A 25471-nucleotide genomic window follows, 5' to 3' on the forward strand; every position below is an offset into this window, starting at 1 on the left:
CTTGGCTTCATGCGTGTTGCTGGTCGTTGCGGTCAGGGCCCCGGCGCTGTTGGCGACGCAGTGCCAGTTTGCGCACCAGCACGTAGAACACAGGGGTCAGTAGCAGGCCGAACAGGGTGACGCCCAACATGCCGGCGAACACGGCCACCCCCATGGCGTGGCGCATTTCTGCACCTGCTCCACTGGCCAGCATCAGGGGAACCACGCCAGCGATAAAGGCTAGAGAGGTCATCAAGATGGGGCGCAGCCGTAGCCGGGCGGCCTCCAGGACGGCCGTCAATGGGTCAGCTCCCGCCTCTTCCTGCGTGCGGGCAAACTCCACAATCAGAATGGCGTTTTTGGCGGCCAGCCCGACCAGTACTACAAAACCAATCTGCGTGAAGATGTTGTTGTCGCCACCGGATAGCCAGACACCACCTATGGCCGAGAGCAGGGCCATGGGGGCGATCAGCAAGACGGCAAAGGGCAGGGACCAGCTGTTGTATTGCGCGGCCAGAATCAGGAAGGCCAGCAGGACGGCCAGAGGGAATATGTACAGGGCGGAGTTGCCGGCCTGCTTTTCCTGATAGACCAGGTCTGTCCATTCGTAGACCATGCCTTCGGGCAAGGTTTCCCTAAGGATTTTTTCGATAGCGTCTGTGGCCTGTCCCGACGAGTAGCCAGGGGCTGGGCCGCCACTGATGTCGGCGGAAGGAAAGCCGTTGTAACGGATCACCCGGTCGGGGCCGGAGCCTTCGGTCAGGGTGATAAAGGCGTTCAAGGGAATCATGTCGCCTTTATTACTGCGTACTTTCAGCAGACCGATGTCCTGAGCCTGGGCGCGAAATGGCGCGTCAGCCTGTGCCATGACGCGGTAAGTGCGCCCGAAGCGGTTGAAGTCGTTGACATACAGCGATCCCAGGTTGATCTGCAAGGTCTCGAATACGTCTGTCATGGAGACGCCCAGGGTCTTGGCTTTGACCCGATTAATCTCCACATCCAGCTGGGGCGCATTCGTTTGGAAACTGGCCAGCATATTGGCCAGCTCCGGGGCCTGCATGGCTTTGGCCATGATTTGCCCTTGTGCCTGCACCAGAGCTTCGAAGCCCAAACCATCTCTGTCTTCAATTTGCAGTTTGAAGCCACCCATGGCGCCTAGTCCGGGGACAGGTGGCGGTGGGAAAATCCCCAAAAATCCGTCAGGGATCTGGCTGAACTTGCCCATCAGCTTGCCGGCGATGGCGTTGGCAGAAAGCGAGGGGTCCTGACGCTCGTCAAAAGGCTTGAGCATGGCAAACATCAGAGCGGAATTGGGAACATTGACCGGCCCGTTGACGGACAGGCCTGGAAACGCGACCACACTTTCCACGCCCGGCTCGGACAGGGCAATGTTCGACATCTGCTTGACCACCGTTTCGGTGCGGTCCAGTGAGGCTCCGCTAGGAAGCTGAGCGATGCCCACCAGAAAGTACTTGTCCTGAGCGGGCACAAAGCCGTTGGGTACTTGGTGAAAACCCAGCCAGGTCAGACCCACAAAGCCGACATACAACACCAGAACAATCGCACTGCCACGGACTGCACGGCGCACTGTCCCTACGTAAGAGCCGGCAGCGCGGTCAAAGAAGCGGTTAAAGAGGCGGAAGAATCCGCCAAACAGGGTATCGATCAGCCGTGTCAGCCAGTCTGGACGTGTCTTGCTGTGATGGGGTTTTAGCAGGATGGCGGCCAGCGCGGGCGACAGGGTCAAGGAGTTGATGGCCGACAAAATGGTGGAAATCACGATCGTCAGGGCGAACTGTCGATAAAACTCGCCTTGCAGTCCGGATAGAAACGCGGAGGGGATAAAGACCGCTGCCAAAACGGATGTGATGGCAATAATCGGGCCGGTTACTTCATCCATGGCTTTGAAGGCCGCTTGCTTGGGCGACTCGCCCAGCGCCATGTGCCGTTCCACGTTCTCTACCACCACAATGGCATCGTCAACCACGATGCCGATGGACAAGACCAGCCCGAACAGCGAAAGCGTGTTCAGGGAGAAACCAAATATATGCATCAAGGCGAAGGTGCCCACCAGGGACACTGGCACGGCGACCAGCGGGATGATGGAAGCACGCCAGGTTTGCAGAAACAGGACAACCACAATCACCACCAGCAAGACGGCTTCCAGCAAGGTGATGGCCACGGATTGCAAGGAGGCCCGAACGAACACTGTCGGGTCATAGGCGATGCGGTATTCAATGTCTTGCGGAAAACCGCCTTGCAGTTCCTGCATCTTGGCGCGTACCGCATTGGAGACATCAATGGCATTGGCACCTGGGCTTTGAATGATTTGCAGGGCAGGGGCGGATTCGCCATTAAGCAAACTGCGCAGTGTGTAGCCATCGGCCCCCAAAGAGACTCGGGCTACATCGCGCAGACGGGTCACTTGTCCGTCCTCGCCCGTCTTGACCACAATCTCACCAAACTGTTCTTCCGTGGACAGGCGCCCCACGGTATTGACGGTGACTTGAAAGGCCGAGTCCGTATTGGGCTGTTGCCCCACCGAACCGGCAGCGACCTGCACGTTCTGTTCGCGCAAGGCCGCCACGATGTCGCTGGCTGTCAGCCCACGTGTTGCCACGCTGGACGGGTCCAGCCAGATGCGCATGGAGTATTCACCGGCTCCCCAAACCAGCACATCACCCACCCCAGGAAGGCGGGCCAGTTCGTCTCGTACCTGCCGGATGGCAAAGTTGGACAGATACAGCGAGTCGTAGCGTTTTTCCGGGGAGACCAGATGAACCACCATCAGCACATCTGGCGAGGTTTTCTGGGTGACAACGCCGATGCGTTGAACCTCCTCGGGCAGACGAGGCAGGGCGCGAGAAACCCGGTTCTGCACTTGGATCTGTGCCATGTCGGCATCCGTTCCCTGCTTGAAGGCGATGGTCAAGACCATCTGGCCGTCGGTCGCCATTTGGGAGTTCATGTACAGCATGTTCTCCACGCCGTTGATAGCTTGTTCCAGCGGCGCGGCCACCGTGTCGGCAATGACTTCTGGATTGGCACCTGGATACTTGGCCGTTACCTGCACGGTAGGGGGCGTGACTGCCGGATATTCGCTTAGCGGCAGTTGCCAGAAGGCCATGGCACCGGCGATCAGCATCAGCAAGGACAGCACGATGGCAAAGATGGGCCGGGCGATGAAAAAGTGAGGGAACTTCATGGCTGGGCCTCCGCGGGGTGGACCGCAGCGCTTGCTGTTTCACTGCTCGCCTGCATGGGAACGAGGCGGGCAGTGATGCTCATGCCGGGGCGTACCAAGCCTTTGATGATGACTTTTTCACCGGCTTGCAGACCGCTTTTAATGACACGTAAACCATCGACCATCGGTCCAGGTTCGACCACGCGGTATTGGGCTTGATTGTTCTGGTCTACAACCAGTACATATCTTTTCCCTTGATCAGTGCCCAAGGCCTGATCGTCAATCAAGATAGCGGCCTGTTCTGCCCCTGTAGCCAGTCTGACGCGTGCAAACAAACCGGGGGCCAGCATGCCGTCGGGATTGGGAATGACTGCGCGCGCCCGTACGGTTCCGGTGCTGCGATCAATCTGGTTTCCCACAAAGTCCAGTGTCCCCTGATATGGGAAGCTCTGATCTGTTGCCAGTCCAACGGAAACGGGTAGCCCGGAGGTGTTGTCATCCTTTTCGGGGCGGGTCTGGCGGATGGCTTTCAGGTAGGTGGCTTCGTCTATGTCGAAGTACGCATACAAAGGGTCTGTGGAGACGATGGTGGTCAACAGGCTGGCCTGATCAGTGGCGCCGCCATTGACCAGATTGCCTGCCGTGACCAGGACCCGGTCTACCCGACCCGAGATGGGCGAGCGGATATGGGTGTAGGACAGGTCCAGCTGCGCGGCGGCGACCGCTGCTTTGGCAACCTGGACCTGAGCTTGCTGGGCGTTGCGTATGGCCAGTGCATCATCGTATTGCTTGCGGGAAACGGCGCCGGTCTCGACCAGTTTCTGTACCCGGTTCAGATCGTCTTGCGCTTGTTTGGCCAGAACCTCGGACTGACGTAATTGCGCTGTGGCTGTATCCAGAGCCACTTGAAAGGGGCGCGGGTCTATATGAAATAAAGCCTCCCCTTTACGTACCAGACTGCCTTCCGGGACGCTGACCGCTTCGACCGCGCCGCTTACGCGCGAACGTAGTTCTACCGATTGAGGGGCGGCAAGAAATCCGGTGAAATCCGTAGAGGGAAGAATGCTGCGCTCCAGAACTTGAGCAACAGGCACGCTGGGGCCTGCGGGCGTACTGGCGGCTTCTGGTGGCGGTTCTGCTGCCTTGTCTTTATGATCGGAACCATCGCGGGCAGCGTAGGCGGTTCCGATGGCGGCGATGGCGCTTGCCGCTAAAGCAAATTTGAATGTTCGACGCATGGCTGTATCCCTTTCTTGCAGCAGGGCTTCGGCCCTTCCGAAGCGTCTGTGCAAAGTTGTTAGCCAAGGCTAGGCATTACAACGATTGGAAGGTCAAGGTTTGTCTGCACACCTTGTTGAAGGTGTTGACTCTCCAATCGTTGGAAGCTTTAGCTTGTTCACAAGGCATTGAGAAATAAGCCTTTTGTGTCGTTAAACAACAACTTTGTGTGGAGTCGCCATGTCAAATACAAGAATGAGACAGCTAGATCCCTATTGGTCAACCAGAACCGGGCGGGAACTGAGAGCAATGCGTGGCCCGTGGGGCTATACGTGAAGGGGGCAGCAATGAGCAGCAAAACAATTCTTATCCGTCAGACCGGTCAGCAGATCGCCGCTCAGGAGGGGCAAAACATTTTGCAGGCCGCCTTGCAAAGCGGCCTGGCCTATCCGCATGGCTGTCGTCTGGGACGTTGTGGGGGCTGTAAAACCCGGCTGGTTGATGGGCAAATTGACCGGCTGGAGCACTCCCGCTTTGCCCTGACCGAGGAGCAGCAAGCCCGCGGTCTGATTCTGGCCTGCAGGGCGATCCCCTTAAGTGATGTGACCGTAGACTGGATTGGCACGGATGATGTACGGGGGCTGGCACCCTCGCGTAGCGTGACCGGCACGGTGTCCGAGTTGCGAGAACTGACGCACGATGTGCGCCTTGTGCGTATCCGTCTGGATGAGCCTGAGCCTATGATGTTTTTTGCCGGTCAGTACGCGGATATCAAATTCGGACAGGCGCCCGTGCGCAGTTACTCCATGGCCAACCGCCCTGGTGCACCCGAGCTGGAGTTTCACATACGCCGTGTTACCCGTGGGGTGACGTCTTCGTATGTGCACACCGTGCTTCAGCCGGGCGAGAAGCTCAGCCTGGACGTGCCTCGCGGCTCCTCCTATCTGCGCGAGGGGCATGGCGGCCCTATCTTGTGCATTGCGGGAGGCACGGGCCTGGCCCCTATCAAATCGATTGTTGAAACGGCGTTGGCCTGTGGCATGAATCAGCCCATTCATGTGTATTTTGGAGCGCGCGAACTGCGGGATTTATATGCTATTGATGACTTCCGGGCGCTGGAGCGCCAATACCCCAATCTGGCTTTTACTCCTGTCATCTCCGGGATACCGGCCACTCACTATCGCCGGGGGCTTGTCACCGATATCGTTGGCCACGATCAGCCTGATTTAAGCGGTTGGAAGGTTTATGTGGCGGGCTCGCCATCCATGGTGGATGCCACGATGGGCATGGTGCTCAAGCGCGGTTTGAAAGTGCAGGATTTGCATGTGGATGTATTTTTTACGCCATAGCGTTCTGGAGCCGGAGGCTTGGGCCACGCGGGCGCTTGACCTTCCTACCGTGGGAATCTTCACACTATGTGTTGTCAGTGCTGGCAACACAGGCCTGGGCAGGCAGAAAAGACTGATGGGGCTTTGGACAAGGCCTGCCACCTTTTGCCATCACTGACACCCGACTTTCGAGTCCTTTCATTGAGCAAGGGGAGCAAGATGAATATTGGTGAAGCCTCCAAGGTATCCAAAGTGTCGGCCAAAATGATTCGTTATTACGAGCAGATTGGCCTTATCCCGGAAACCGAGCGCACTGCTGCGGGTTACCGGACGTATAGCCGAAAAGATGTGGAGCGCTTGCGCTTTATAAGACGTGCTCGCGATCTGGGATTTTCCATGGTAGCCATTGGTGATTTGTTGAGCCTGTGGCACGACCCGTCGCGTCAGAGTGCAGATGTAAAGCGGGTCGCTCAACAGCATCTGACTGAGCTGAGCAGCCGCATTAAAAACATGCAGGACATGGCCTTGGCGCTGGAAGCATCCATTGGTTGTTGTCCGGGTGATGAACAGCCTGACTGCTCGATTTTAAGTACGCTGGCGCAGGCAGAGGATCGTGATCCACAGCCCGATTTGCGAGCTGCTACGGTCTTGCGCCGTCCTGTTCGCCGAGGCATTCAGAGCGATGTACGCCTATAATCGGGCGCGTTCACCCAGGGGGCAAGTTTCATGCGGGACTTGGCCAGGCGAGTTCCCTGGTTGAGCGTTGAGGCGGATTCAATCCTCTACAAACCCGAAATACATCACCTTGATTACCATGCCCTCTTTACCTCCAGGCTTGACGCTGCGCCCTTTGAAAGAAACCGAACTGAATCTGTTGTGGTCTATAGACCGTAGTGAACGGATTGACGGTTTGTACGAGCTGCGCGATGGCGTCTTGCACAAGCAAGCGGCTGATATTGATTTGCGGGGTTGGCCGGAAGGTGACCCGGAGAAATATCACCCGGAACATGAGGACGCTTTTCATCGAGGCTCCTGGTTCATGGGCGTATTCAAGGGTGATAGCCTGCTGGCCGCCGTCGGCCTGGACAGCCTTCCTTTGGGGCCACAGGGGGAGTGGCGTCAGTTGTTCTTTCTGCATGTCAGCCAGTCCTTGCGCGGGCAGGGGATGGGCGTATGGCTGCTGGATCAGGCCAAGAAGCAGGCTGTTAAGTGGGGCGCGAAGGCGGTCTATGCCTCGGCCACGCCTTCGGTGAATACGGTGGATTTTTATATGGCTCACGGCTTTGAAATCGCGCCAGAGCCAGATCCGCGTTTATTTGAGCTGGACCCGGAAGATATTCACCTGTTGTGCTTCGTGGTTTAAGAAATTGCTCAGTTGTACGCCACTTAGCTGACTGGTGAGTCTACCGCTGGTGAGCTCACCTGAAAATACCGATGGCAGCATCTGCTTGTCATCAAACAAGGGCCTTGTCACACCACTCAGCTGCAACAAGGCCCCGTCTTCAAATTCAGCTCTTCAGCTTAGAACTCCATCGTTGCTGACAACATGAAAGTCCGTGGTGCGCCCACACCCAGGCTGGTGAAGTGCGGCTTGGCCCAGTAAGCCTTGTTCGCTACGTTATTCACCGTCGCCCGCAAGGTCAGCGGACGGCCGGAGATCTTGGTGCGATAGCGTGCGCCCAGATCAAACACGGTATGGCCGGGGATGGACAGGGAGTTGTCCGCGCTCAGGTATTGCTTGGATGAGGTGGTGGCGTTGGCCATCACGGTCAGACCTTGCAAGTTGGGTACATCCCATTCCACGCCCAGCTTGGCTTGCCACTTGGGCAGGCCCGTGGCCTGGCGGCCCTCCTCAGCCGGGTTGGCGGCTTTGGTGATTTCCGGATCGGAGTAAGCCACGCCACCCATCAGGCGCACACCTTCCATGGGGGAGCCGAAAAAGCCCCATTCAATGCCCCGGTTGCGTTGCTCGCCACCAAAGGAGAACACGTTGGTAAATGGGTCGGTATAGCTGCTGGGGCGCTTGATTTCGTACAGGGCCAGGGTATGGGCAAAGTCACCCAGATCCAGCTTCAGGCCCACTTCCTTCTGCTTGGTTTTGAAGGGGGCAAAAACCTGACCTGCATTGGCGGCGGTGTTGGGAGCAATCGCGCCTTGGGACAAGCCTTCGATGTAGTTGGCGTAGACCGAGACTTGATCAGTGGCTTTCACCAGGAAAGCGACGGCGGGAGTGGTTGCGCTTTCCTTGTAGCGCTCGCCTGTACGCTGGCCGGTGGTGCCATTAAAGCTCTCGTTGATCACTTGCTGACGGCGTGCGCCCAGTGTCACTTGTACGCGGTCCTCGGCAAAGGACAGGGTGTCAGCAAAACCGATGCTCTTCAAGCGAGTCTTAGTGGTGCTGATCAGCGGGATATTGTTCGGCAAGGAAGGCTCTGGACCCCAGACGGGATCGTAGATATTGGTTTCCCATGCGGTGGGCAGAAGGTTGCGGAAGCCGCTCAGGTCGTAGTCTTCGTTGTACTGCGTGGCGTTGATCGCGAATTGATGGCTGACCGGGCCGGTTTGCAGCTTACCCATCAGACCCACTTCAGCGGTTTTGCGCCGCATCTCGTCGGCCACGCCGCTGAAGTTGATCCTGAAGTCGCCTGCGTTATTGATCACCTGACCAGCGCCCATATTGGATCTGAATTTGGTACGGCTGATACCGGCGGCGGCGTAAGCGGTGAATTGATCGTTCAGATCGAACTCGCCACGGATCATGGCGCCTTTATCGGTGGTGTCGTAAAAAGCCCAAGGCGGGTTCCACGACACATCGGGTTTGGGTGGTTTGGGCAGTTCTACGCCGGGATTCAAGGTCAGGCCGCGCGTCAGGCCGTAGGCGCGGTCTTTGCTGTGAAACAGGTCGGCAGACAAGCGGACACGCTCACCGCGCCAGTCCAGGCCCAAAGAGGTCTGGGTAATTTTCTTGTCCTGGTCTTTGACGGCAATTTCACCATCGCGGTAGGCTGTGTTCAGGCGTACACCAAACTGCTTGTCCTCGCCAAATCGACGGCCCAGATCCACGTGGCCACCAAAGTGCGAGTCGGACATATAGCTGCCTGTTACGCGAAACAGGGGATCGTCGCCGGCGCGTTTGGTGACCAGGTTGACGGCGCCGCCTGCCGAGCCTTTGGGCGGCATACCGTTAAGCAGGGCCGAGGGGCCTTTCAGGACCTCGACGCGCTCGTAGGCTTCGGGCGAGTTGCGGTAGTAGCCGCCCATCCCGGCCAGACCGTTGACGGTGACATCACCCACATCGGAGCGGAAGCCGCGGATGGAATAGCTTTCGTTGCTCTCGCCTGCGATGCCGCTCATGAACACGCTGGGGTCGGTTTTGGCGATCACTTCGCTGATGTCACGCGCCTGTTGATCGGCTATGTATTGCTCGGTGTAGCTGATGGTGTTGAAGGGCGTTTCCATGAAGTCTTTGGTGCCCAGCAAACCGACACGTCCGCCGGTGGCGACTTGTCCGCCTGCATAGCTTTCTACAGTCTTGTCACGCTGACCTTTGACGGTAACGGACGGCAGGGTGACGACTTCATCGGCCTGGGCAGCCGTACTGTTTTGTGCCTGCGCAGGTGAGGCCATCAAAGCCAGGGCGCTGGCTCCCAAACCCAGTATTAATGCCATTTGCACGGCGCTGAAAGTGCAGTCCAGGGCAAAGCCGGAGCGGCTGGAACTGCCGATTTTACGTATCGAGGGCGCAAACGTCCCATTGTGGCGTGGTGTGTACATGCCAGTTTCCTTTATGTAGCGGGGTGTGTTTCTTTGCTTTTATTAAGGCAAATAGAAATTGGATTGAGTCGCGTTACTGTCTATTTGCCCGTGTAAAAACCGTTAGATCATGGTTGTTGGTAGGCTTTGATCACGTCATCAATAATCAATTTCAGCGAGGTGACACTGGCGGCAGTTACGTACCAAGCTTCGGCATTGGCAAATACCACACGGCCGTTTTGCCAGGCTTTGGTTTCACGCAGCAGCGGGTTGCTCAGGCTGTCGGCGTTCAGGGCAGGGCGACGTTCCATTACGGCGGTACGGTCGATGATGTAAATGATGTCCGGATTGGCTTGCTGGATGAACTCGCTGGAAACAGGCTGTCCGTGCAGGCCGGTTTCTACTGTCGGGCTGGCAGGCTGTACGCCCAGCGCATTGAATACAAAACCGTAGCGGGACTGCACCCCGAAGGAGCTGAACGAGCCGTTGTTATGCAGAACAATCAGGGCTTTTTCAGGACGATCCTGGGTGATTTGTTTGGCCTGGGCGACTTTGGCATCCAGTTCGGCCACTTTTTGTTGGGCCAGCTCTTCTTTCTTGAAAATCGAGCCCAGAGTCAGCAGGTGATTCTTGATGACTTCAATGTGGTTGACCTGGCTATCGCGGTAATCCACGTCAAAGTGAATGGTGGGGGCGATCTGGCTCAGTTCCTTGTAGTGATTGGCTTGCAAGGAGGTGATCAGAATCAGGTCCGGTTTGGCGGCGTACACCTGTTCCACATTCGGTTGCACAATTGCGCCGGTGTCCTGGATTTCAGGGGCATTTTTATACTTGTCCAGGAATGCCGGGATGAAGTCTTTGGGCATGCCCACCACCGGGACACCCAAGGCATCCAGAAAATCCACTTCGTTCATGTCCAGCGCCACGACGCGTTGTGGCAGTTTTTCGATGCGTGTCGAGCCCAGCTTGTGTTCGACCACAATCGGTTCATAGCGGGCACTGGCCTGCGGGCTGACGGCGGCTTGCGGTGCCGGGGTTTCCGCCGCTGCCTGGGTCTTTTTCTCGCAGCCTTGCAAGGCAAAGCTGGCGGCCACAAACAGGGCTATCAGCCCGTATCTGTGTTTGGCGATCATGCTAGTTCTCCTGATGGGGTGAAGTAATTGCACAGGCGGCCACGCTCGCTGTGCGTAATCTCGAAATCCAGACCATAAAGTTCGGTCAGCCGTGCTTGCGTGATGACCTCTGACACCGGTCCTGCGCAGTACAACGCACCGTTTTTCATGGCCACAATATGATCGGAATAGTTGGCGGCAAAGTTGATGTCATGTACCACCAGAATCACGGTACGGCCGTACTCGTCACAGAGCCGACGCAAGGCGCGCATGATCTGAACGGCGTGCTTGATGTCCAGATTGTTCAGCGGCTCATCCAGCAGCAAATAATCGGTTTGCTGGGCAATGGTCATGGCCAGAAAAGCCATCTGTCGCTGACCGCCGCTCAACTCGTCCAGATAGGACTGGCGCAAGGGTTCCAGCGACAGAAACTGAATAGCGTCGGAGATGGCTTGTTGATCTTCATCCGTCAGCACGCCCCGGCTATAGGGGAAGCGGCCAAAGGCGACCAGTTCTTCCACGGTCAGGCGCAAATTGAAATCAGGAGATTGGCGCAAGGTGGCTACCCGGCGCGCATAGTCGGCAATACGTATATCCGCAATGTTGCGGCCGTCCAGCTGGATCCGGCCTTCGTCGGTCTCCAGCAAGCGGGCGATACTCATCAGCAAGGTGGTTTTGCCGGCACCATTGGGGCCGATCAGGGAGCTGAGCTGTCCGGCGGGGAACTGTGTGCTGACCTTGGAAAGCACGGTCTTCTTCTTGTAGTGTTTGGAGAGCTGATTGATCGTAATCATGCAGTGCCTCGGGTACGAACCATCAGTCCCAGAAAGTACGCGCCACACACCAGGTTGACGAGTATCCCGACGGTCGTGCGGTAATTGAAAATGTGTTCCACCGCTATCTGTGCCAGCAAAAACATGACGATGGCGATGGCGCAGCCTAGCGGCAGCGTGATTCGGTGTCGGAAGCTGCGGGCCAACGTATAGCTGGTGTTAGCCACGAAAATCCCCATGAAGGCAGTGGGCCCGAGCAGGCTGGTGGAAATGGCGACCAGGGCAGCAATCAGGGCCAGCTGGATGCGCACGGTACGGCGATAGTCGACACCCAAAGAAATGGCTTGTTCGCGGCCTAAAGACAGTACGTCCAGCGTGGGCAAGCTGCGCAGGCTGCCCAGGCAAATGCCACCCACCAGAAGGGCGGAAATCAGCAGTTGTAGGGGCTCGGCTCGGTTAAAGGACGCCTGGCTAAAACCCAGCAAAATGGAGAACTCGCCGGGGCTGATCTTTAGCTGCACAAACTGGGTGAAGGTGCTGATGATCATGGTCAGTACCAGCCCCATCAGCAGTAGGAAATACACATTGTTCTTGCCCTGGCGAAACAGCCAGTGATGGATTGCCAGCGAGTAGGCCAGCATCAGCACAATGGACAGCACCACATTGCCATTGGCGCCCAGCATCACCAGGCTTTGTGTGCCCAGCAGCAAAATCAGCAGGGACTGGAATAGCAGGTAAACCGCTTCGTATCCCATGATGGCGGGCGTCAGAATCCGGTTGCCGGTCATGGTCTGGAAAATAATCGAGGACCAGGCAATGCAGATGCCGCCAATGACCATGGCTGCCAAACGGTTCAGGCGTTTGGGGATGATGTAGTCGAAGTCCAGGCCGGAGCGATAGAACACAAAGCTCAGTGCCAGCACCAGCAATAGTATCCAGACCAGATGTTGCCGTTTCATCGGTTCCTCCAGAAGATCACGAACAGAAACAGCACGCCACCCACGCCACCGGCGGTCAGGCCGATGGGGACTTCAAACGGGTAGATAATGAGGCGGCCCAGAATGTCGCAAGCCAGCAGCAGGCAGGCACCGCCCAGCGCCACAATGGGCAAGGTACGGCCCAGGTTGTCGCCATAGCGCAGCGCCACCAGATTGGGGATGACCAGGCCGATAAAGGGAATGGCCCCTACGGTAATAACAGTGGCCGAGACGGTAACCGCAACCAGTATCAAACCCAGGGCCACGGTGGCGGAATAGTTCAGGCCCAGGCTGGTGGCCATGCCTTCGCCCATGCCCAGCACTGTGAAGCGATGCGCATACAGATAGGTGAGCAACACAATGGGCAGGATCAGATAAATGATTTCGTAGTTGCCCTGCACGATCTTGGAAAAGTCGCCCAGCATCCAGCCCTGCATGCTTTGCAAAATCTGATGGTGGTAGGCATAGAACTCGGCAATGGCGCTAAGCACACCCCCATACATCAAGCCAATCACCGGTACCAGCACGGTGTTCTTGAAGCGGATGCGGCGTACCACAGCGATGAAGATCAGGCTGGAGGCAAAGCAGAACAAGAGGGCAAACAGCAGCTTGCCCAATGTGCCGCTGGTGGGGGCCAGAGTCAGGGCGATCAGAATGCCCAGCTTGGCGGCATCCAGCCCGCCCGAGGTGGCCGGTTCCACAAATTTATTGCGCACAATGTGCTGCAAGATCACCCCGCAGACAGACAGGCCTATGCCACTCAGGACCAGCGCCGCCAGACGGGGCAGGCGGCTGGCGCTCAGTGTCAGCCAGGCATCGCCTGAAAAACTCCATAATTGTGCCCAGCTGATTTGCCGTGCGCCTATCAACAAGGACAGGCTGCACAGCATCAGAAACACCAGCACAAAAGATCTAGCTCGCATCACACACCGTTATTCTGGGCTGTGGTGGCAATACGCCATCCTTTGGCGGCATGACGCTGGTTCAGAAAGTGGGCGTAACGGCCTTGGGTTTCGCGCAGTTGGGCTGGTGGGCCTTGCTCGATAATCTGGCCGTTTTCCAGCACCACGATCTGATCGGCCATAGCGACGGTAGAGAGCTGATGAGCAATCACGATCAGGGTACGCTTGCCACGCAGACGGGCCAAAGCCTGGGCAATGGCTGCCTGGTTTTCGGCATCCAGTGCGGCGGTGGCTTCGTCCACCAGCAAAATGGGGGCGTTCTTGATCAGAGCGCGCGCAATGGCGATGCGTTGACGCTCGCCCCCGGACAGGCGGGCCCCGCCTTCGCCCACCGTTGTGTTCAGACCTTCTGGCAAGCGCGCGATGATTTCGCTGACACCGGCTTGTTCTACCGCTTCCATCAACTCGGCCTGGCTGGCATCCGGTTTGCCCAGGCGTATGTTCTCGGCAATGCTGCCTGCAAACAGATAGTCGTCCTGGAAAATCTGGCTGATTTGTGTGGCCAGTACAGGGCTGCCGATCTGGCGTACATCCACGCCTCCAATGGAGACACTGCCCTGGCTGACATCAAAGAAGCGGGCAATCAGACGAGCCAGTGTGGTTTTGCCTGAGCCGGATTCCCCGATCAAGGCCACCATGCTGCCAGGTGCAATGTTCAGGCTGACGCCATTCAGTACATCGGGCTTGTCGGCGGCATAGCGGAAATGCACATTGTTCAGCACAATCGAGCCGTCGCTTGGAGTTTGGGGCGAAGCGGGTTCGGGCAGGGGCTGAACGGCAAACAGTTCTTGAATCGCATCAAGTTGGCCGCGTGCACCGCGCAGCACTTCACCGTAGCTGGCCACTTCCAGCAAGGAGTCGATATAGCGTGCGCTCAGCAGCAAGGACACGATGACGGCGATGACTTCTGCACTGCTCAGGCCCAGACCCGTATGGCTGTTTAGCCAAAGCGTGGCGGCAATCAGCAAGGCCGCAAAGGCTGCTTGTACGGCCCAGGCATTGAGTACCGCCGAGGCCGTGGATTGCCAGATCAGTTTCTTGCCCGCCTGGTGCTGGCGCTCAATCGCTTCTTCCAGCAGACGGGTGCCACCGCCTTCGCCATTGAAGGCACGCAGCACGGATTGGGCTTGGGCAAACTCCACCACGCGCTGGCTGGCATGGGCGAAGTGGGCCTGGAAGGCATCATCAGCCTTGCGTCCCAAATGGGCGGTCAGTGCCAGAACACCCGCCAGCAAAGGCAACGCGATCAGGGCAATCAAACCCAGCGGCCAATGCAGAATGAACAGCGCCACGACCAGCACAAGCGGCGTCACAACTCCGGCGATCAGCGGGGTGAAGACGTGTGCAGGCAATTGGGCCACCGACATCATGCCCTGGGTGACGATGTGCCCCAGCCGCGCGGTGTTTTGAGCGGAGAACCAGCCTACGGGCAGTTGGGCGATATGTTCGCCCAGACGATGCCGGCCACCTTGCAGGATGGCGGCCCCAACATTTACACCCGCTTGCTCCACATGGCGGCGCCAAGCCCAGCAGACAGCCACGCCTAGCAGCAGGACCAGCAACCAGCCGCCTGCTTGTTTGGGTTCGCCATTGAGCAGATGAGTGAAAACGGGGACCAAGGTAGTCATGGTCAGGCCGCACAGCAGGCCGTATAAAACAGCCATCCAGCCATAGCGGCGGAAAATGGGGGCATCCGTACCCAGCAACTGAATCAGGGTCTTTAGCATGATGTGTCCTTGGAACGGTTGTCGTAGCCACCCAGGGTCCAGAGCCGTGCGTAACGGCCTTGTTCAGCCAGCAGGCTGGTGTGACTGCCTTGCTCCACAATCGCGCCGTCTTCCAGCACCAGAATGCGATCCGCGTGCATGATGGTGTCCAGGCGGTGAGCCATGACCAGCAAGGTGCGACCTTGGGCAAAGCGTGACAGAGCATCTTGAATAGCCACTTCATTGCTGGCATCGGCAGCGGCGGTGGCTTCGTCCAGCACCAGAATGGGTGGGTCCAGCAGGACAGCGCGCGCAATGCTGACGCGCTGACGCTCGCCGCCCGAGAGTTGGGCGTCTTCACCCACGACAGAGTCGTAGCCACGAGGCAGGGTCAAGATACGGTCGTGAATATTGGCGGCGCGAGCGGCATCTTCAATCTCTTGCTGACTGGCCGAGGGGCGGCCCAGCGCAATGTTCTCGCGCACGCTGGCATTGATCAGGCGCACCTCTTGCAGCACAAAGCCAATGCGGCGGTAAAGTTCGGTGGATTCAATCAGGCGTAGATCGGCTCCGCCCAGGGTAATGCGGCCCTCGCTGGGGTCAAAAAAGCGTAGCAGCAGGCGGGCGATGGTGGATTTTCCAGAACCGGAAGAGCCCACAATCGCGGTGACTGTGCCCGGTTCCAGGGTGAAGCTGATATTGCTGAGTGCCTGATGGCCTTCGCCGTAGGCATAGCTGACGTTTTCGACTCGCACTTCCTGACTTGCCGGGACTTGTTGCTGATCAGTGCTCAGCGGTTCCAGTACGGGGGTTTGCATCAAAGCTTGTACGCGCTGTGCCGCACCCGTTGCGCCACCCAGATCGTGCAGCAGGGTATGCAGCAAGAGCAGGGGGGCGCAAATGCCGGGAGCCACCAGGGCGAAGGGCAGAATGTCTACCGGGGCAATCCAGTTCAAATAGCTGAAGAGGGCACCGAAGATCAGCACGACACCTAGAACCGTGACCGGAGCGATCATGGCATGGGCGTGAGCCATGCGGGCCACCAAAGGGCGGGCAAAGTTCAGAAAGGCGTCGGCAAAGCCATCCACGGCCTTGCTATAGCCGCCATGTGCCTGCCCATTGGAACCAAAGGCCTTGACCACGGGAATGCCGCTGACAAATTCCACGGTGGCACTATTCAAGCGGCCCAGCTTTTCGACAAAGCCCTGCATGTTCGCGCTGCTGGCCTTCATGGCGTGGCGCAAGAACAGGAAGAAACCGGGGAAGGGCAGTAGAGCCACGATGGCCATACGCCAGTCCATGACGAACAGGTACAGCACCGAGATCGCAATAGCACCGACGGCGCGGCCGACCGAGGTGTAAAAGTGTGCGGTCAGGCTGTGCAGGGTGGCGATGTCATCCTGCATGGCTTGTTTCACTTCGCCTGAAGCCTGGCCGGTAAACCAGCCCAGTGGCACTTTGGCCAGTCGTTGGGCAGCGCTCAGACGCAGACCGCGTGTCAGCTGATTGTCGGCCAGGTGGGCCAGCAGCTCGCCTGCCGAGATCAGGGCCAGGCCTGCAAACATGCTGATGATGCTCAATAGCACCGTCCAGCCTATATCGCCTTGCAGCTCGCCAGACAGGGTATTGCCCAAAGTCAGCTTGGCGATGTGGGCGATTCCGGCCAAAGGCACCAGGGTCAGCATTGAACCCAAGGCCGCCAGAACGGCGGCGACAATCAGACGTGAGCGTATAGAGCTGAGGATCTGGCTGATGGGGCCAGGCTCTCTACGCACGTCCGTAGCAGTTTCACGAGTGGTCATGAGCGGTGGTAAGTATCTAAAAAGCCGGAGAATTCGGCTCTTCAATATAAGGTATTGAGAATCATTATCGATAATGTAATCTAAATTTTGAATTAGTGGAACCTATTAAACTAAATAGGAAAGGCGGCAGAATATTTTTGTGTTCTGTTTGTCACAATGCACAAAAAAACAGGCCCACCAAGTCGAGCTTGGGGGCCTGCTGGTTTGCATGACGGACGGTTTATTGAAGGGGCGGACCGCGCTGCAAGCAAGGGAATGGCTTGCAGCCCGTGAGTGCCTTCAAGAAAAAGGGGGCTAGTCGTGTTTGCCGCCGCAGCACACACTCCACCATTTGCGGCGCGAGGTGTGGCCGATGCCAGGGTTGAAGGTGTTGGTCGGGTCCAGTTCGCGGTAGAAGCCGGCCAGGGCAGGTTTGGCGATGTAGAGGTGGCCGACATTGTGCTCGGCCGGGTATTCGGCACGGCGTTCATCCAGCAACTTCCACATGCGGTGTTCCATATCCAGAGGAACCACGCCTTTTTTTACGATGTAGTCCTGGTGGAATACGTGGCACAGGAAGTGGCCGTAATAGAGCTTGTGGACGATGTCTTTTTCCATATCGTCCGGCAGTTGCTCCACCCATTCCTTGTCATTACGGCGCAAGGCAATGTCCAGCGCCACAATATCTTCCACGCTGTCGGGGTGCGCCTCGCGGTAGCGGATGGCGGCACCGGCAATGGCAAAGCGGTGCAGAAAGGCTTTGCGACCTTCTTCGGCATCGCACTCGAAATAGGCACCTTGCTGGCTGCCTTCAAATTGCTGGCTCAGAAAATCGCGCGTGGCCTGCGCGGTGTCGTTGGAGACGCGCAGCAACAGGTGATGCTCGAAGCGGTCGCGCCATTCACGCATGCGCGGCGGCAGGTGGCTGGGCAGGCGGTTCATGATGGCCTGGATCACGCGATCAGTGACGCCGCGCCAGCCAAAGCGCTCAAAAAAGCCATCCACACGGCTTTTCATGGCAAAGGCGGATGGCACTTTGGCGGTACCAAAACGGTCGATCAGCAAGAAGGTGTCTTTGCCGTATTGCTCGCCAATATCGTAGGCGGTGCGATGGATGTACTCGCCCGCAATGGGCAGGCGGGGCAGTTCCGTCAGCAGATGGCGGCGCACAGCCGTGAGCTCGTCCGGGTCATTGGTGCCAATGTAGAAAACAGTACTGGCTTCTTTGGGAAAGGTATCCAGACGCACGGCAAAAATGCACAGCTTGCCGGCCGAGCCGGAGGCTTCGTACAGGCGTGAAGGGTCGGCATTGAAACGGGCCGGGGTCTGGGCATCCACATCGCGCACATCGTCGGCGTAGCGTGGGTCGCTGGCCTTGCGTTCCGGATCGTTGATGATATCCGCAACACTGTATTTGCCTTGCTCCAGGCGGCCCAGAATTTCTTCCGGGGTATCTCCCAGATTGATGCCCAGGTGATTGACCAGTTGCAGGGTGCCATCGTCCAGCACTTGCGCGTACAGCGTCAATTCCGTGTAGGCCGGGCCGCGTCGTACCAGCGCACCGCCTGAGTTATTGCAAACACCGCCCAGCACAGAGGCGCCGATACATGAGGAGCCAATCACCGAGTGGGGCTCACGCTCCAGCGGGGCCAGGGTCTGTTCCAGACGGTCCAGCGTGGCACCGGGCAGGCAGACAACTTGCTGGCCATCGTTGATGACTTGTATGCCTTGCAGACGCATGGTGTTCATCAGCACGATGTCGCGGTCGTAGTCGTCCCCGTCGGGGGTGGAGCCGCCCGTCAGGCCGGTGTTGGCCGCCTGCATGATCACGATGCAATCGGCAGCGACAGCGGCTTGCAGGCTGCGCCATTGTTCCAGCAGCGTTCCGGGCCGCACAACGGCCAATACCTTGCCTTCACCCGTGCGATGGCCCTTGCGGTAACGACGCGTACTGCGGTCGTCCGTCAGGACGTGAGGGTTGCCGACAATAGAGCGCAGTTGCTGCAACAAATCCGCAGCGCTGGTGGAAACTGACATGGTCAAGACTCCTGTACAAGCAGGTCAGAGGTGATCTGGGAAATGCTGCTGACACTGGTCAGTGTCATGGCGACCCGAATTTCTTTTTCAATCAGGCCCAGCAGGTGGTCCACGCCGGATTGCCCGGCGGCGGCCAAGGCATAGATGTAGGCGCGGCCCAGCATGGCAGCGTCGGCACCCAGCGCAATCATGCGCACCACGTCCAGGCCACTGCGGATACCCGAATCTGCCAGAATCTTGATCTGGCCTTTGACGGCATCGGCAATGGCAGGCAGCGCGCGTGCCGAGGACAAGACGCCGTCAAGCTGACGGCCGCCGTGATTCGAGACGATGATGCCATCGGCACCAAAGCGCACGGCATCGCGGGCGTCATCGGGGTCCAGAATGCCTTTGATCAGCATGGGGCCTTTCCAGAATTCGCGTATCCACTCCAGATCCTTCCAGGAAATCGAGGGGTCAAAGTTCGCGCCCAGATAACCCATATAGTCTTCCAGACCCGTAGGCTTGCCCAGGTAGCGCGAGATATTGCCCAGATCGTGCGGGCGACCCAGCAGACCAACATCCCAGGCCCAGCGCGGGTGCATGACAGCCTGTGCATAGCGACGCAGGGCGGCGTTCGGGCCGCTCATGCCCGAATGCGCATCGCGGTAACGAGCGCCGGGTACGGGCATGTCCACGGTAAAGACCAGGGTGCTGCAGCCAGCAGCTTGCGCGCGTTCCAGTGCATTGCGCATGAAGCCACGGTCCTTCAACACATACAGCTGAAACCACATGGGCCGCTTCAGGCGCGGGGCAACTTCCTCGATCGGGCAGACTGACACGCTCGACATGGTGAAGGGAATGCCATGTGCATCGGCTGCCTGGGCAGCCTGGACTTCCCCTCGACGCGCGTACATGCCTGTCAGACCTACCGGGGACAGGGCCACCGGAATGGACAGTTTTTCACCAAACAGCTCAATGCTGGTATCGAGCTGGCTCATGTCCTTCAGGACACGCTGGCGCAGGGCGACATTGGCCAGATCGTCCACATTGCGGCGCAGCGTGTGCTCGGCGTAGGCACCGCCGTCAATGTAGTGGAACAGGAAAGGAGGCAGTCGTTTTTGGGCGGCACGCCGGTAGTCGGTCGAGGAGGAAATAATCATGGCAGAGTCGGGTCGGATAAGACGGAAGGAGGGGTTTGCAGGCGCGCGGCACGTTCGCGGCGTGCAAGGTCTTCGTCAGCCTGAAGAAGGGTGTTGCGTACGTAGCCCAGGTGTTCGTTCACAACGTGGCGTGCTTGAGCGGGATCGCCATCGACAATGGCTTTGACCAGGGCTTCGTGTTGCGCCGTCAGATTGACAATGGTCTCGGGGGAGTCATGCACGAACATGATGATGTCCCGGTTTTGCGTCACGCTGCTGAGCACCAGATCAAACAGGCCCCGCATGACCTGAACCAGCACCAGATTGTGCGAGGCTTCGGCCACGGCCAGGTGAAACTGGGCATCGGCGCGGGCGGACTGCACGGTATCGCCGCTTTGCTGGTAGCGAATCATTTGCTCGAAGCATTGCAGGATCTTGTCCTTGTCTTCGGGCGAGGCACGCAGGGCGGCGTGCCAGGTGGTACTGCTCTCCAGAGCAATGCGCGCTTCCAGCACGTCGTAACGGTACTGGGGATCAGACAGCATCAGGGCGGCCAGCGGGTCTACCGAGCGCTGGGTCCATTGGGGCGTTTGGGAGGCCAGGTAAGTGCCTGAACCTACCTGACTGCGCAAAATGCCCTGGCTGTTCAGTTGCTGAATAGCCTCGCGCAGCGATGCACGCGACACATTCAATTGGGCTGCCAACGTACGCTCGGCAGGCAGTCTTTGCCCGGCCTTGAAATCGCTGGATTGAATCAGCGCCAGCAATTGTTGGGCAACGTGATCAGAGAGGCGCATAGTTCTTGAGATACCGGAAAAATAAATCTGCAAGGCACGCGTATACGCGCCTTGCAGATGAAGGATGAGGGCGGGCCCTTAGGGAATCATCCAAGGTAACACATAGGCTTGCAGGGTAGTCAGCAGGCCAATCAGAACCGCAAAGATCAAGCTGTGTTTCACGGTAAAGCGGAACAGATCGGATTCTTTGCCGGCCAGACCCACTGCCGCGCAGGCAATGGCGATCGACTGGGGCGAGATCATCTTGCCGGTCACACCACCTGTGGTGTTGGCGGCCACCATCAGCACTTCAGGCAGACCCAGCTGCTGTGCCGTGGTTGCCTGCAAGGCACCAAACAAGGCGTTGGCAGAGGTGTCGGAACCAGTCAGGAACACACCGATCCAGCCCAGGAAGGGCGAGAAGAAGGTGAAGGCTTTGCCGGTGTGAGCCAGGGCCAGCGCCAAAGTTGCGGACAGGCCGGAGTAGTTGGCGATAAAGGCAAAGGCCAGCACCATGCCAATCGAGTAGATCGGTACAGCCAGTTCCTTGAAGGTTTCGCCCAAGGTTTCCACCGCTTTTGCGGGTTTCATGCGCAAAAAGAGGATAGTCAGCAAGGCGGCAATCAGAATGGCGGTGCCGGTGGCAGAGAGCCAGTTAAAGGAGTAGACCGCGCCATACGGAGTGGCCGAGGCCACGACGGGTGGAGCCTTGTCGACCAGATTGTGCAGGAAGGGCACAGGAATATTCACGATGGTCGACGCCAGCGGGCCATTGGCAGCAAACAAGGCTTTGAAAGGCTGCACACTCCAGATCGTGACCATGGCGGTCAGGATGATGAAGGGCGACCATGCTTTGATGATGCGGCCAGTGCTCAGCACGGTAGGGGCTTGATTGGCCAGATTGTCCTGGGCAGGCGAGCCTTCTTGTGTTTCAAAACGGAAGATACGTTTGGGTTGCCACACTTTCAGGAACAGGGTCAGCACAACCAGGGAAACCAGAGCCGAGGTAATGTCCGGCAGCTCGGGGCCAATGTAGTTGGCGGTCAGGAACTGCACCAGCGCGAAGGAGCCGCCACCGACCAGCACGGCAGGCCAGGTTTCCTTGATACCGCGCCAGCCGTCCATGATGGCCATCAGCCAGAACAGCACGAGCACCGTCATGAAAGGCAGTTGGCGACCAGCCATCTGGCCGATTTCAAAGGGATCAATACCCGATACCTGACCGGCCACGATGATAGGAATACCCATGGCACCGAACGCCACCGGGGCGGTATTGGCAATCAGACACAGACCGGCCGCGTACAAGGGGCGGAAACCCAGGCCAGCCAGCAAGGCGGCAGTAATGGCAACGGGCGCACCAAAACCGGCTGCCCCTTCCAGGAAGGCGCCAAAGCAAAAGCCCACCAGGATCAGTTGCAGGCGCTGGTCAGGCGTGACGGACAGGATGGAGGCGCGAATGATGTCGAACTGACCGGTCTTGACCGAAATCTTGTACAGAAAAACGGCGGCCACAATGATCCAGGCGATCGGCCACAGCCCATAGAAAAAGCCATACACCACCGAGGCCAGCGCAGTGGAAACCGGCATGCGATAGAAAAACAGGGCAACGCCCAGGGCCAGCAAGACGGTAATCGTCCCTGCCATATACCCCTTCATGCGCAACTTGGTCAGGGCCAGGAAAAAAAAGATGATCGGAATAAGGGCGATCAGTGCCGACAGCCAGATATTGCCGGTGGGATCGTATTGCTGCAGCCACGCTTGTTGCATGTTGTTCTATCTCCGCAGGAGCAAATGGGAGGCGCTTGTATCGCAAGCGAGCCTGAAGGTCGTTAAATTGGTCTGACCATTTCTTGAGATCGTCAAGAACAGAGCGCATTGTATAGAAAGGATTATTTTATTGAATCTAAGTGTTTACCCTAACGATTCAAGAATAAACAATTTTTTATCCAATTAATTGGTCATACCAATTTTGGTCAAAAACCAGAAATAAGAGGTGGAACGGGCAGGGGCTGTCACACGGTTTTCAGGCGTGAAAGTCTCTGTTCCTGACTATTTTTGCCAAGATGGGGCGGGAGGAATCGGGTTACGCTGTTGCTCGTTCAGGTCGATGTCTTGCGACTTCATCAGCGGGAACACTCGCTCTGCAAAAAATGATATTGAGAATCATTATCGTGGATGTAAACTAGGCTTCTAATTAGTAGAGTTTCATAAATTAAATAAGAGGCAGTGGCAGGTACTAGCACGCTGCTGCCATCAAAAGGGTCAACATAGATATGCCAACCCCTCAGGCGCCCGCGCCACGCGGACGTCCTCCCACCATCACCCGAGCACGGATTGCCGACGCTGGCATTCAGATTGGCCTGCCCAACATCACCTTTGTGGGGGTAGCGGCCGCTTTGGGTGTCAGCCAGATGGCGCTGTACAAGCATGTGGGCAATCTGGAAGGGCTTAAACAACTGGTGGCCGAAGAAATTTTCAGCCGCTGGCAAGTGCCTCGGGCCACGATTCCGGTTCAAGACAGCCTGGAGGACTATCTGCAGCTGTTCAGTGCGGCGACACAGGCTTTTGTGAAAGCCAATCCTGGTATCACGCCCTATGTGATACGCAGGCTGGTGGCGACTCCTTCCATGCTGGACAAGATCCGGGAGCATCAAGAGCACATTGCCCAGGCTTATGGCGTGTCCTTCGAGCGCTCGCGTTACTTGATGGGAACGGTGGCCTTTCATTGCCTGGCGGTTGCCGATACGGTCTATGCCGTGGCTGGCCGGGAGCCACGTGCAGCCGTGGAACGGGTCGTGGAGGAGGTCGAGATGGAGGGCATATTGCAATTGGGTATGACAGCCCTGATTCAAGGAGCTTTAGCAATGAGTGAGCAAGACATTTCTCCTGACTTTTCCACCCAATTTCTGGATACATCCGCTTTGCCGATAGCAAGGGTGCGCGATTTCCCCTTGACCCTGGAGCTGGCCACGCAATGGCTGGACGATATGGAAACTTTGATCAAGGCCGAAAAAGAGTTCGTTCTGGTCTACGAAAGCCTGCCCGATCCTTCCACTCCCGGCGACCCGGAAGGGCGCAAGAAAGCGGTGTTGTGGTTAAAGGCACATCGTGAAGGCTTCGGTCGTTATTGCCGCGGGATTGTGATGATGTGCGATGACCCTGCCAATCTGCCTGCCCTGCAGGAGATGGTGGGGCCTTTGGAAAAGGTTTATCGGGTACCTGGGGGTGTGGCCTCCAGCCCCGACGAGCTGCGCGCTTTCATCCAGCAGTGGGTGACGGCAAGTTAGGACATAACTGACAGTAGTCCATCGCCTGATAGCGCTTTGCTTCAGGTTTCAAAGCCGCTGCGTCTCCGGGTTGAGAGGCAGCGGCTTTGTTATGGACAATCTTTTGCTGAACTGTACGTGTTTTCCCGTCTAGTATCGGTTTTCCTTTGGCATGACAATAAAAACATTGTCATAACAATAAGCAGTGGTCACAGGAGCAAGTACGTGAAAGATCCACATTGTCATTCCAGTAGCATCCTGGTGGAGCGCCCGGCTAAGGTCGCTTTTGAAATCATGTCCGATGGCATCTTGCAAGGTCAGTGGGCCTGGGGCAGTGCGAATCGCAGCGAAGTGGAACCGGGCCTGTTCAGGGGGACCTCGGTCTTTAGCGGCCAGGAAACCTATGTGCGCCTGAATGTGGACGCAGACCGCTTTCAGGTGGATTACGAGGTGGGCGCCAGCAAGGAGGCGATGCAGTTTCGTAATATGTCGCGCGTTATTCCAGGCGAGGTGCTCAAGCTGGGCGCAGACAAATGTGTAGTGAGCTTGCTGACCTGGCGTTTGGCTACACAAAGCGATGCGGTATGGGAGCAGATTTCCTGTGTCCATGAGGCCGAGATGTTTCTGATCAAGGGCCTGCTGGAACGCGAATAAGAAGACGGCTTACTGGCAGGGGAACCAACGATTTTCTGTTGATACCGCAGGTGGAACACAACACGTAGGGAGAGCCAGCAGCAGAGCGTCATCAACAGGGATGAGATAAAAAAGTGAGTACAAAACCACTGTATGAGCAGCTTGCTGACAAGCTGACCCGCTATATCCAGGACGGTCGCTTGAAGCCCGGCGACCGCTTGCCTACAGAGGCCGAGCTAGGGGGGATGTTCGGCGTCAGCCGCATCACCGTGCGTCAGGGCCTGGCGATCTTGACGCGCAATGGCTTGATCGAGCGTTTTCCCAGCCGAGGCTCCTTTGTGCTGGAACGCAAGAACACAGGCTCCTGGGAGCTGAGTTCCATCAATGACCTGGTGCAGTTGGGCAAAGACACCACCACTCAGATTGCCAGTTGGGGGCTGGTCACCCCTCCGGCAGATATTGCTGAGTTTTTCGCTTCCGATGAGCCGGTTTATAAGCTGCAAGCGGTGCGCTACAAATCAACGGTGCCTCTTTATTTTGCGGAGAACTACTTGCTACGCTCGATAGGAGAACGTATCGAGCAACAGGCTCTGGAAACACACACCATGGTAGAGATGCTGACTGGCGTGCTGAACGTGCCCATCAAGCATGCGCAAGAAGAGATCAGCATGGCCAATGCGTCGGCAGACATGGCCAAGCAGCTCTGGATCAAGGAGAACCAGGCCGTGATTGTGCAGCGTATTGATCTGTTCAATACCGATAACAAACCGGTGCAAAGCGGCAAGGGCTGGTGGCGCAGCGAGCATTTCAAGCGACGCTTCAAACTGAACTACGACTAAGTCCGGGGTCTGGCACCTGGCCAGAC

The 25471-nt window shown here is 57.6% G+C and carries 19 protein-coding genes; 6 read left to right on the forward strand and 13 right to left on the reverse strand.

Annotation, left to right across the window (positions count from 1 at the left end):
* Positions 1-7: 7 nt before the first annotated feature.
* Positions 8-3184: an efflux RND transporter permease subunit gene (locus tag WFM49_RS10475; protein WP_336973112.1), complete on the reverse strand. Its 3177-nt coding sequence runs from the start codon at positions 3182-3184 to the stop codon at positions 8-10.
* Positions 3181-4401: an efflux RND transporter periplasmic adaptor subunit gene (locus WFM49_RS10480; RefSeq protein WP_336973114.1), complete on the reverse strand. Its 1221-nt coding sequence runs from the start codon at positions 4399-4401 to the stop codon at positions 3181-3183. Before WFM49_RS10480 ends, WFM49_RS10475 begins: the two co-directional genes overlap by 4 nt.
* Before the next feature lie 327 nt (positions 4402-4728).
* Between WFM49_RS10480 and WFM49_RS10485 the strand changes: the two genes are divergently transcribed.
* The 3 genes from WFM49_RS10485 to WFM49_RS10495 all read left to right on the forward strand — a co-directional run bounded on the left by WFM49_RS10485 (position 4729) and on the right by WFM49_RS10495 (position 7072).
* Entirely contained in the window at positions 4729-5730 is a 1002-nt protein-coding gene (locus WFM49_RS10485; protein WP_336973116.1) for a 2Fe-2S iron-sulfur cluster-binding protein, read from the forward strand.
* Positions 5731-5928: 198 nt separating this feature from the next.
* On the forward strand, positions 5929-6405 hold the full coding sequence (gene cueR, locus WFM49_RS10490; RefSeq protein ID WP_009463760.1) for a Cu(I)-responsive transcriptional regulator: 477 nt from the start codon (positions 5929-5931) through the stop codon (positions 6403-6405).
* A gap of 118 nt (positions 6406-6523) precedes the next feature.
* Positions 6524-7072, forward strand: coding sequence for a GNAT family N-acetyltransferase (locus WFM49_RS10495; protein WP_336973118.1), 549 nt, complete (start codon positions 6524-6526; stop codon positions 7070-7072).
* Between the two features lie 158 nt (positions 7073-7230).
* On the opposite strand, the gene WFM49_RS10500 is transcribed toward WFM49_RS10495, so the two are convergent.
* From WFM49_RS10500 to lldP, 11 genes are all read right to left on the reverse strand, one after another.
* Positions 7231-9483, reverse strand: coding sequence for a TonB-dependent receptor (locus tag WFM49_RS10500; protein WP_336973120.1), 2253 nt, complete (start codon positions 9481-9483; stop codon positions 7231-7233).
* Positions 9484-9590: 107 nt separating this feature from the next.
* Positions 9591-10595, reverse strand: a complete 1005-nt coding sequence (locus WFM49_RS10505) for a siderophore ABC transporter substrate-binding protein (protein WP_250756665.1) — start codon at positions 10593-10595, stop codon at positions 9591-9593.
* Positions 10592-11368, reverse strand: coding sequence for an iron ABC transporter ATP-binding protein (locus WFM49_RS10510; protein ID WP_254499890.1), 777 nt, complete (start codon positions 11366-11368; stop codon positions 10592-10594). Before WFM49_RS10510 ends, WFM49_RS10505 begins: the two co-directional genes overlap by 4 nt.
* A complete protein-coding gene (locus WFM49_RS10515) occupies positions 11365-12306 on the reverse strand; it encodes an iron chelate uptake ABC transporter family permease subunit (RefSeq protein ID WP_336973122.1) in 942 nt (313 codons plus the stop codon). Before WFM49_RS10515 ends, WFM49_RS10510 begins: the two co-directional genes overlap by 4 nt.
* Positions 12303-13247, reverse strand: a complete 945-nt coding sequence (locus tag WFM49_RS10520) for an ABC transporter permease (protein ID WP_336973125.1) — start codon at positions 13245-13247, stop codon at positions 12303-12305. Before WFM49_RS10520 ends, WFM49_RS10515 begins: the two co-directional genes overlap by 4 nt.
* Positions 13247-15013, reverse strand: coding sequence for an ABC transporter ATP-binding protein (locus tag WFM49_RS10525; RefSeq protein ID WP_336973128.1), 1767 nt, complete (start codon positions 15011-15013; stop codon positions 13247-13249). Before WFM49_RS10525 ends, WFM49_RS10520 begins: the two co-directional genes overlap by 1 nt.
* Complete coding sequence (locus tag WFM49_RS10530; RefSeq protein ID WP_336973129.1) at positions 15007-16794, reverse strand: ABC transporter ATP-binding protein; 1788 nt, start codon at positions 16792-16794, stop codon at positions 15007-15009. The genes WFM49_RS10525 and WFM49_RS10530 overlap by 7 nt, the downstream gene beginning before the upstream one ends.
* A 294-nt stretch (positions 16795-17088) precedes the next feature.
* Complete coding sequence (dld, locus tag WFM49_RS10535; RefSeq protein WP_336973131.1) at positions 17089-18810, reverse strand: D-lactate dehydrogenase; 1722 nt, start codon at positions 18808-18810, stop codon at positions 17089-17091.
* 2 nt (positions 18811-18812) lie between these two features.
* Positions 18813-19952: an FMN-dependent L-lactate dehydrogenase LldD gene (gene lldD / locus WFM49_RS10540; RefSeq protein ID WP_026484948.1), complete on the reverse strand. Its 1140-nt coding sequence runs from the start codon at positions 19950-19952 to the stop codon at positions 18813-18815.
* Positions 19949-20728, reverse strand: a complete 780-nt coding sequence (gene lldR / locus WFM49_RS10545; protein ID WP_009462556.1) for a transcriptional regulator LldR — start codon at positions 20726-20728, stop codon at positions 19949-19951. The genes lldD and lldR overlap by 4 nt, the downstream gene beginning before the upstream one ends.
* Before the next feature lie 78 nt (positions 20729-20806).
* The gene (gene lldP, locus WFM49_RS10550) at positions 20807-22474 is read right to left on the reverse strand and encodes an L-lactate permease (RefSeq protein WP_250756670.1); all 1668 of its coding nucleotides are present in this window, start codon (positions 22472-22474) and stop codon (positions 20807-20809) included.
* A 506-nt stretch (positions 22475-22980) separates the two neighbouring features.
* On the opposite strand from lldP, the gene WFM49_RS10555 reads away from it, so the two are divergent.
* The 3 genes from WFM49_RS10555 (at position 22981) to WFM49_RS10565 (ending at position 25445) form a co-directional block, all read left to right on the forward strand.
* The gene (locus WFM49_RS10555) at positions 22981-23994 is read left to right on the forward strand and encodes a TetR/AcrR family transcriptional regulator (RefSeq protein ID WP_250756671.1); all 1014 of its coding nucleotides are present in this window, start codon (positions 22981-22983) and stop codon (positions 23992-23994) included.
* A 204-nt stretch (positions 23995-24198) separates the two neighbouring features.
* Entirely contained in the window at positions 24199-24627 is a 429-nt protein-coding gene (locus WFM49_RS10560) for a hypothetical protein (protein ID WP_336973135.1), read from the forward strand.
* A gap of 113 nt (positions 24628-24740) precedes the next feature.
* Positions 24741-25445, forward strand: a complete 705-nt coding sequence (locus WFM49_RS10565; protein ID WP_268380977.1) for a GntR family transcriptional regulator — start codon at positions 24741-24743, stop codon at positions 25443-25445.
* Positions 25446-25471: the final 26 nt, after the last annotated feature.

The sequence above is a fragment of the Alcaligenes sp. PF14 genome, from assembly GCF_037150615.1.
Lineage (GTDB): Bacteria > Pseudomonadota > Gammaproteobacteria > Burkholderiales > Burkholderiaceae_B > Alcaligenes > Alcaligenes phenolicus.

Coding starts and splice junctions, on each gene's coding strand:
- WFM49_RS10530 (WP_336973129.1), bottom strand. CDS start 16,794: ATGACCACTCGTGAAACTGCTACGGACGTGCGTAGAGAGCCTGGCCCC.
- WFM49_RS10475 (WP_336973112.1), bottom strand. CDS start 3,184: ATGAAGTTCCCTCACTTTTTCATCGCCCGGCCCATCTTTGCCATCGTG.
- lldD (WP_026484948.1), bottom strand. CDS start 19,952: ATGATTATTTCCTCCTCGACCGACTACCGGCGTGCCGCCCAAAAACGA.
- WFM49_RS10525 (WP_336973128.1), bottom strand. CDS start 15,013: ATGCTAAAGACCCTGATTCAGTTGCTGGGTACGGATGCCCCCATTTTC.
- WFM49_RS10510 (WP_254499890.1), bottom strand. CDS start 11,368: ATGATTACGATCAATCAGCTCTCCAAACACTACAAGAAGAAGACCGTG.
- WFM49_RS10495 (WP_336973118.1), top strand. CDS start 6,524: ATGCCCTCTTTACCTCCAGGCTTGACGCTGCGCCCTTTGAAAGAAACC.
- WFM49_RS10515 (WP_336973122.1), bottom strand. CDS start 12,306: ATGAAACGGCAACATCTGGTCTGGATACTATTGCTGGTGCTGGCACTG.
- WFM49_RS10555 (WP_250756671.1), top strand. CDS start 22,981: ATGCCAACCCCTCAGGCGCCCGCGCCACGCGGACGTCCTCCCACCATC.
- lldR (WP_009462556.1), bottom strand. CDS start 20,728: ATGCGCCTCTCTGATCACGTTGCCCAACAATTGCTGGCGCTGATTCAA.
- WFM49_RS10520 (WP_336973125.1), bottom strand. CDS start 13,247: ATGCGAGCTAGATCTTTTGTGCTGGTGTTTCTGATGCTGTGCAGCCTG.
- dld (WP_336973131.1), bottom strand. CDS start 18,810: ATGTCAGTTTCCACCAGCGCTGCGGATTTGTTGCAGCAACTGCGCTCT.
- WFM49_RS10500 (WP_336973120.1), bottom strand. CDS start 9,483: ATGTACACACCACGCCACAATGGGACGTTTGCGCCCTCGATACGTAAA.
- cueR (WP_009463760.1), top strand. CDS start 5,929: ATGAATATTGGTGAAGCCTCCAAGGTATCCAAAGTGTCGGCCAAAATG.
- WFM49_RS10505 (WP_250756665.1), bottom strand. CDS start 10,595: ATGATCGCCAAACACAGATACGGGCTGATAGCCCTGTTTGTGGCCGCC.
- WFM49_RS10480 (WP_336973114.1), bottom strand. CDS start 4,401: ATGCGTCGAACATTCAAATTTGCTTTAGCGGCAAGCGCCATCGCCGCC.
- WFM49_RS10485 (WP_336973116.1), top strand. CDS start 4,729: ATGAGCAGCAAAACAATTCTTATCCGTCAGACCGGTCAGCAGATCGCC.
- lldP (WP_250756670.1), bottom strand. CDS start 22,474: ATGCAACAAGCGTGGCTGCAGCAATACGATCCCACCGGCAATATCTGG.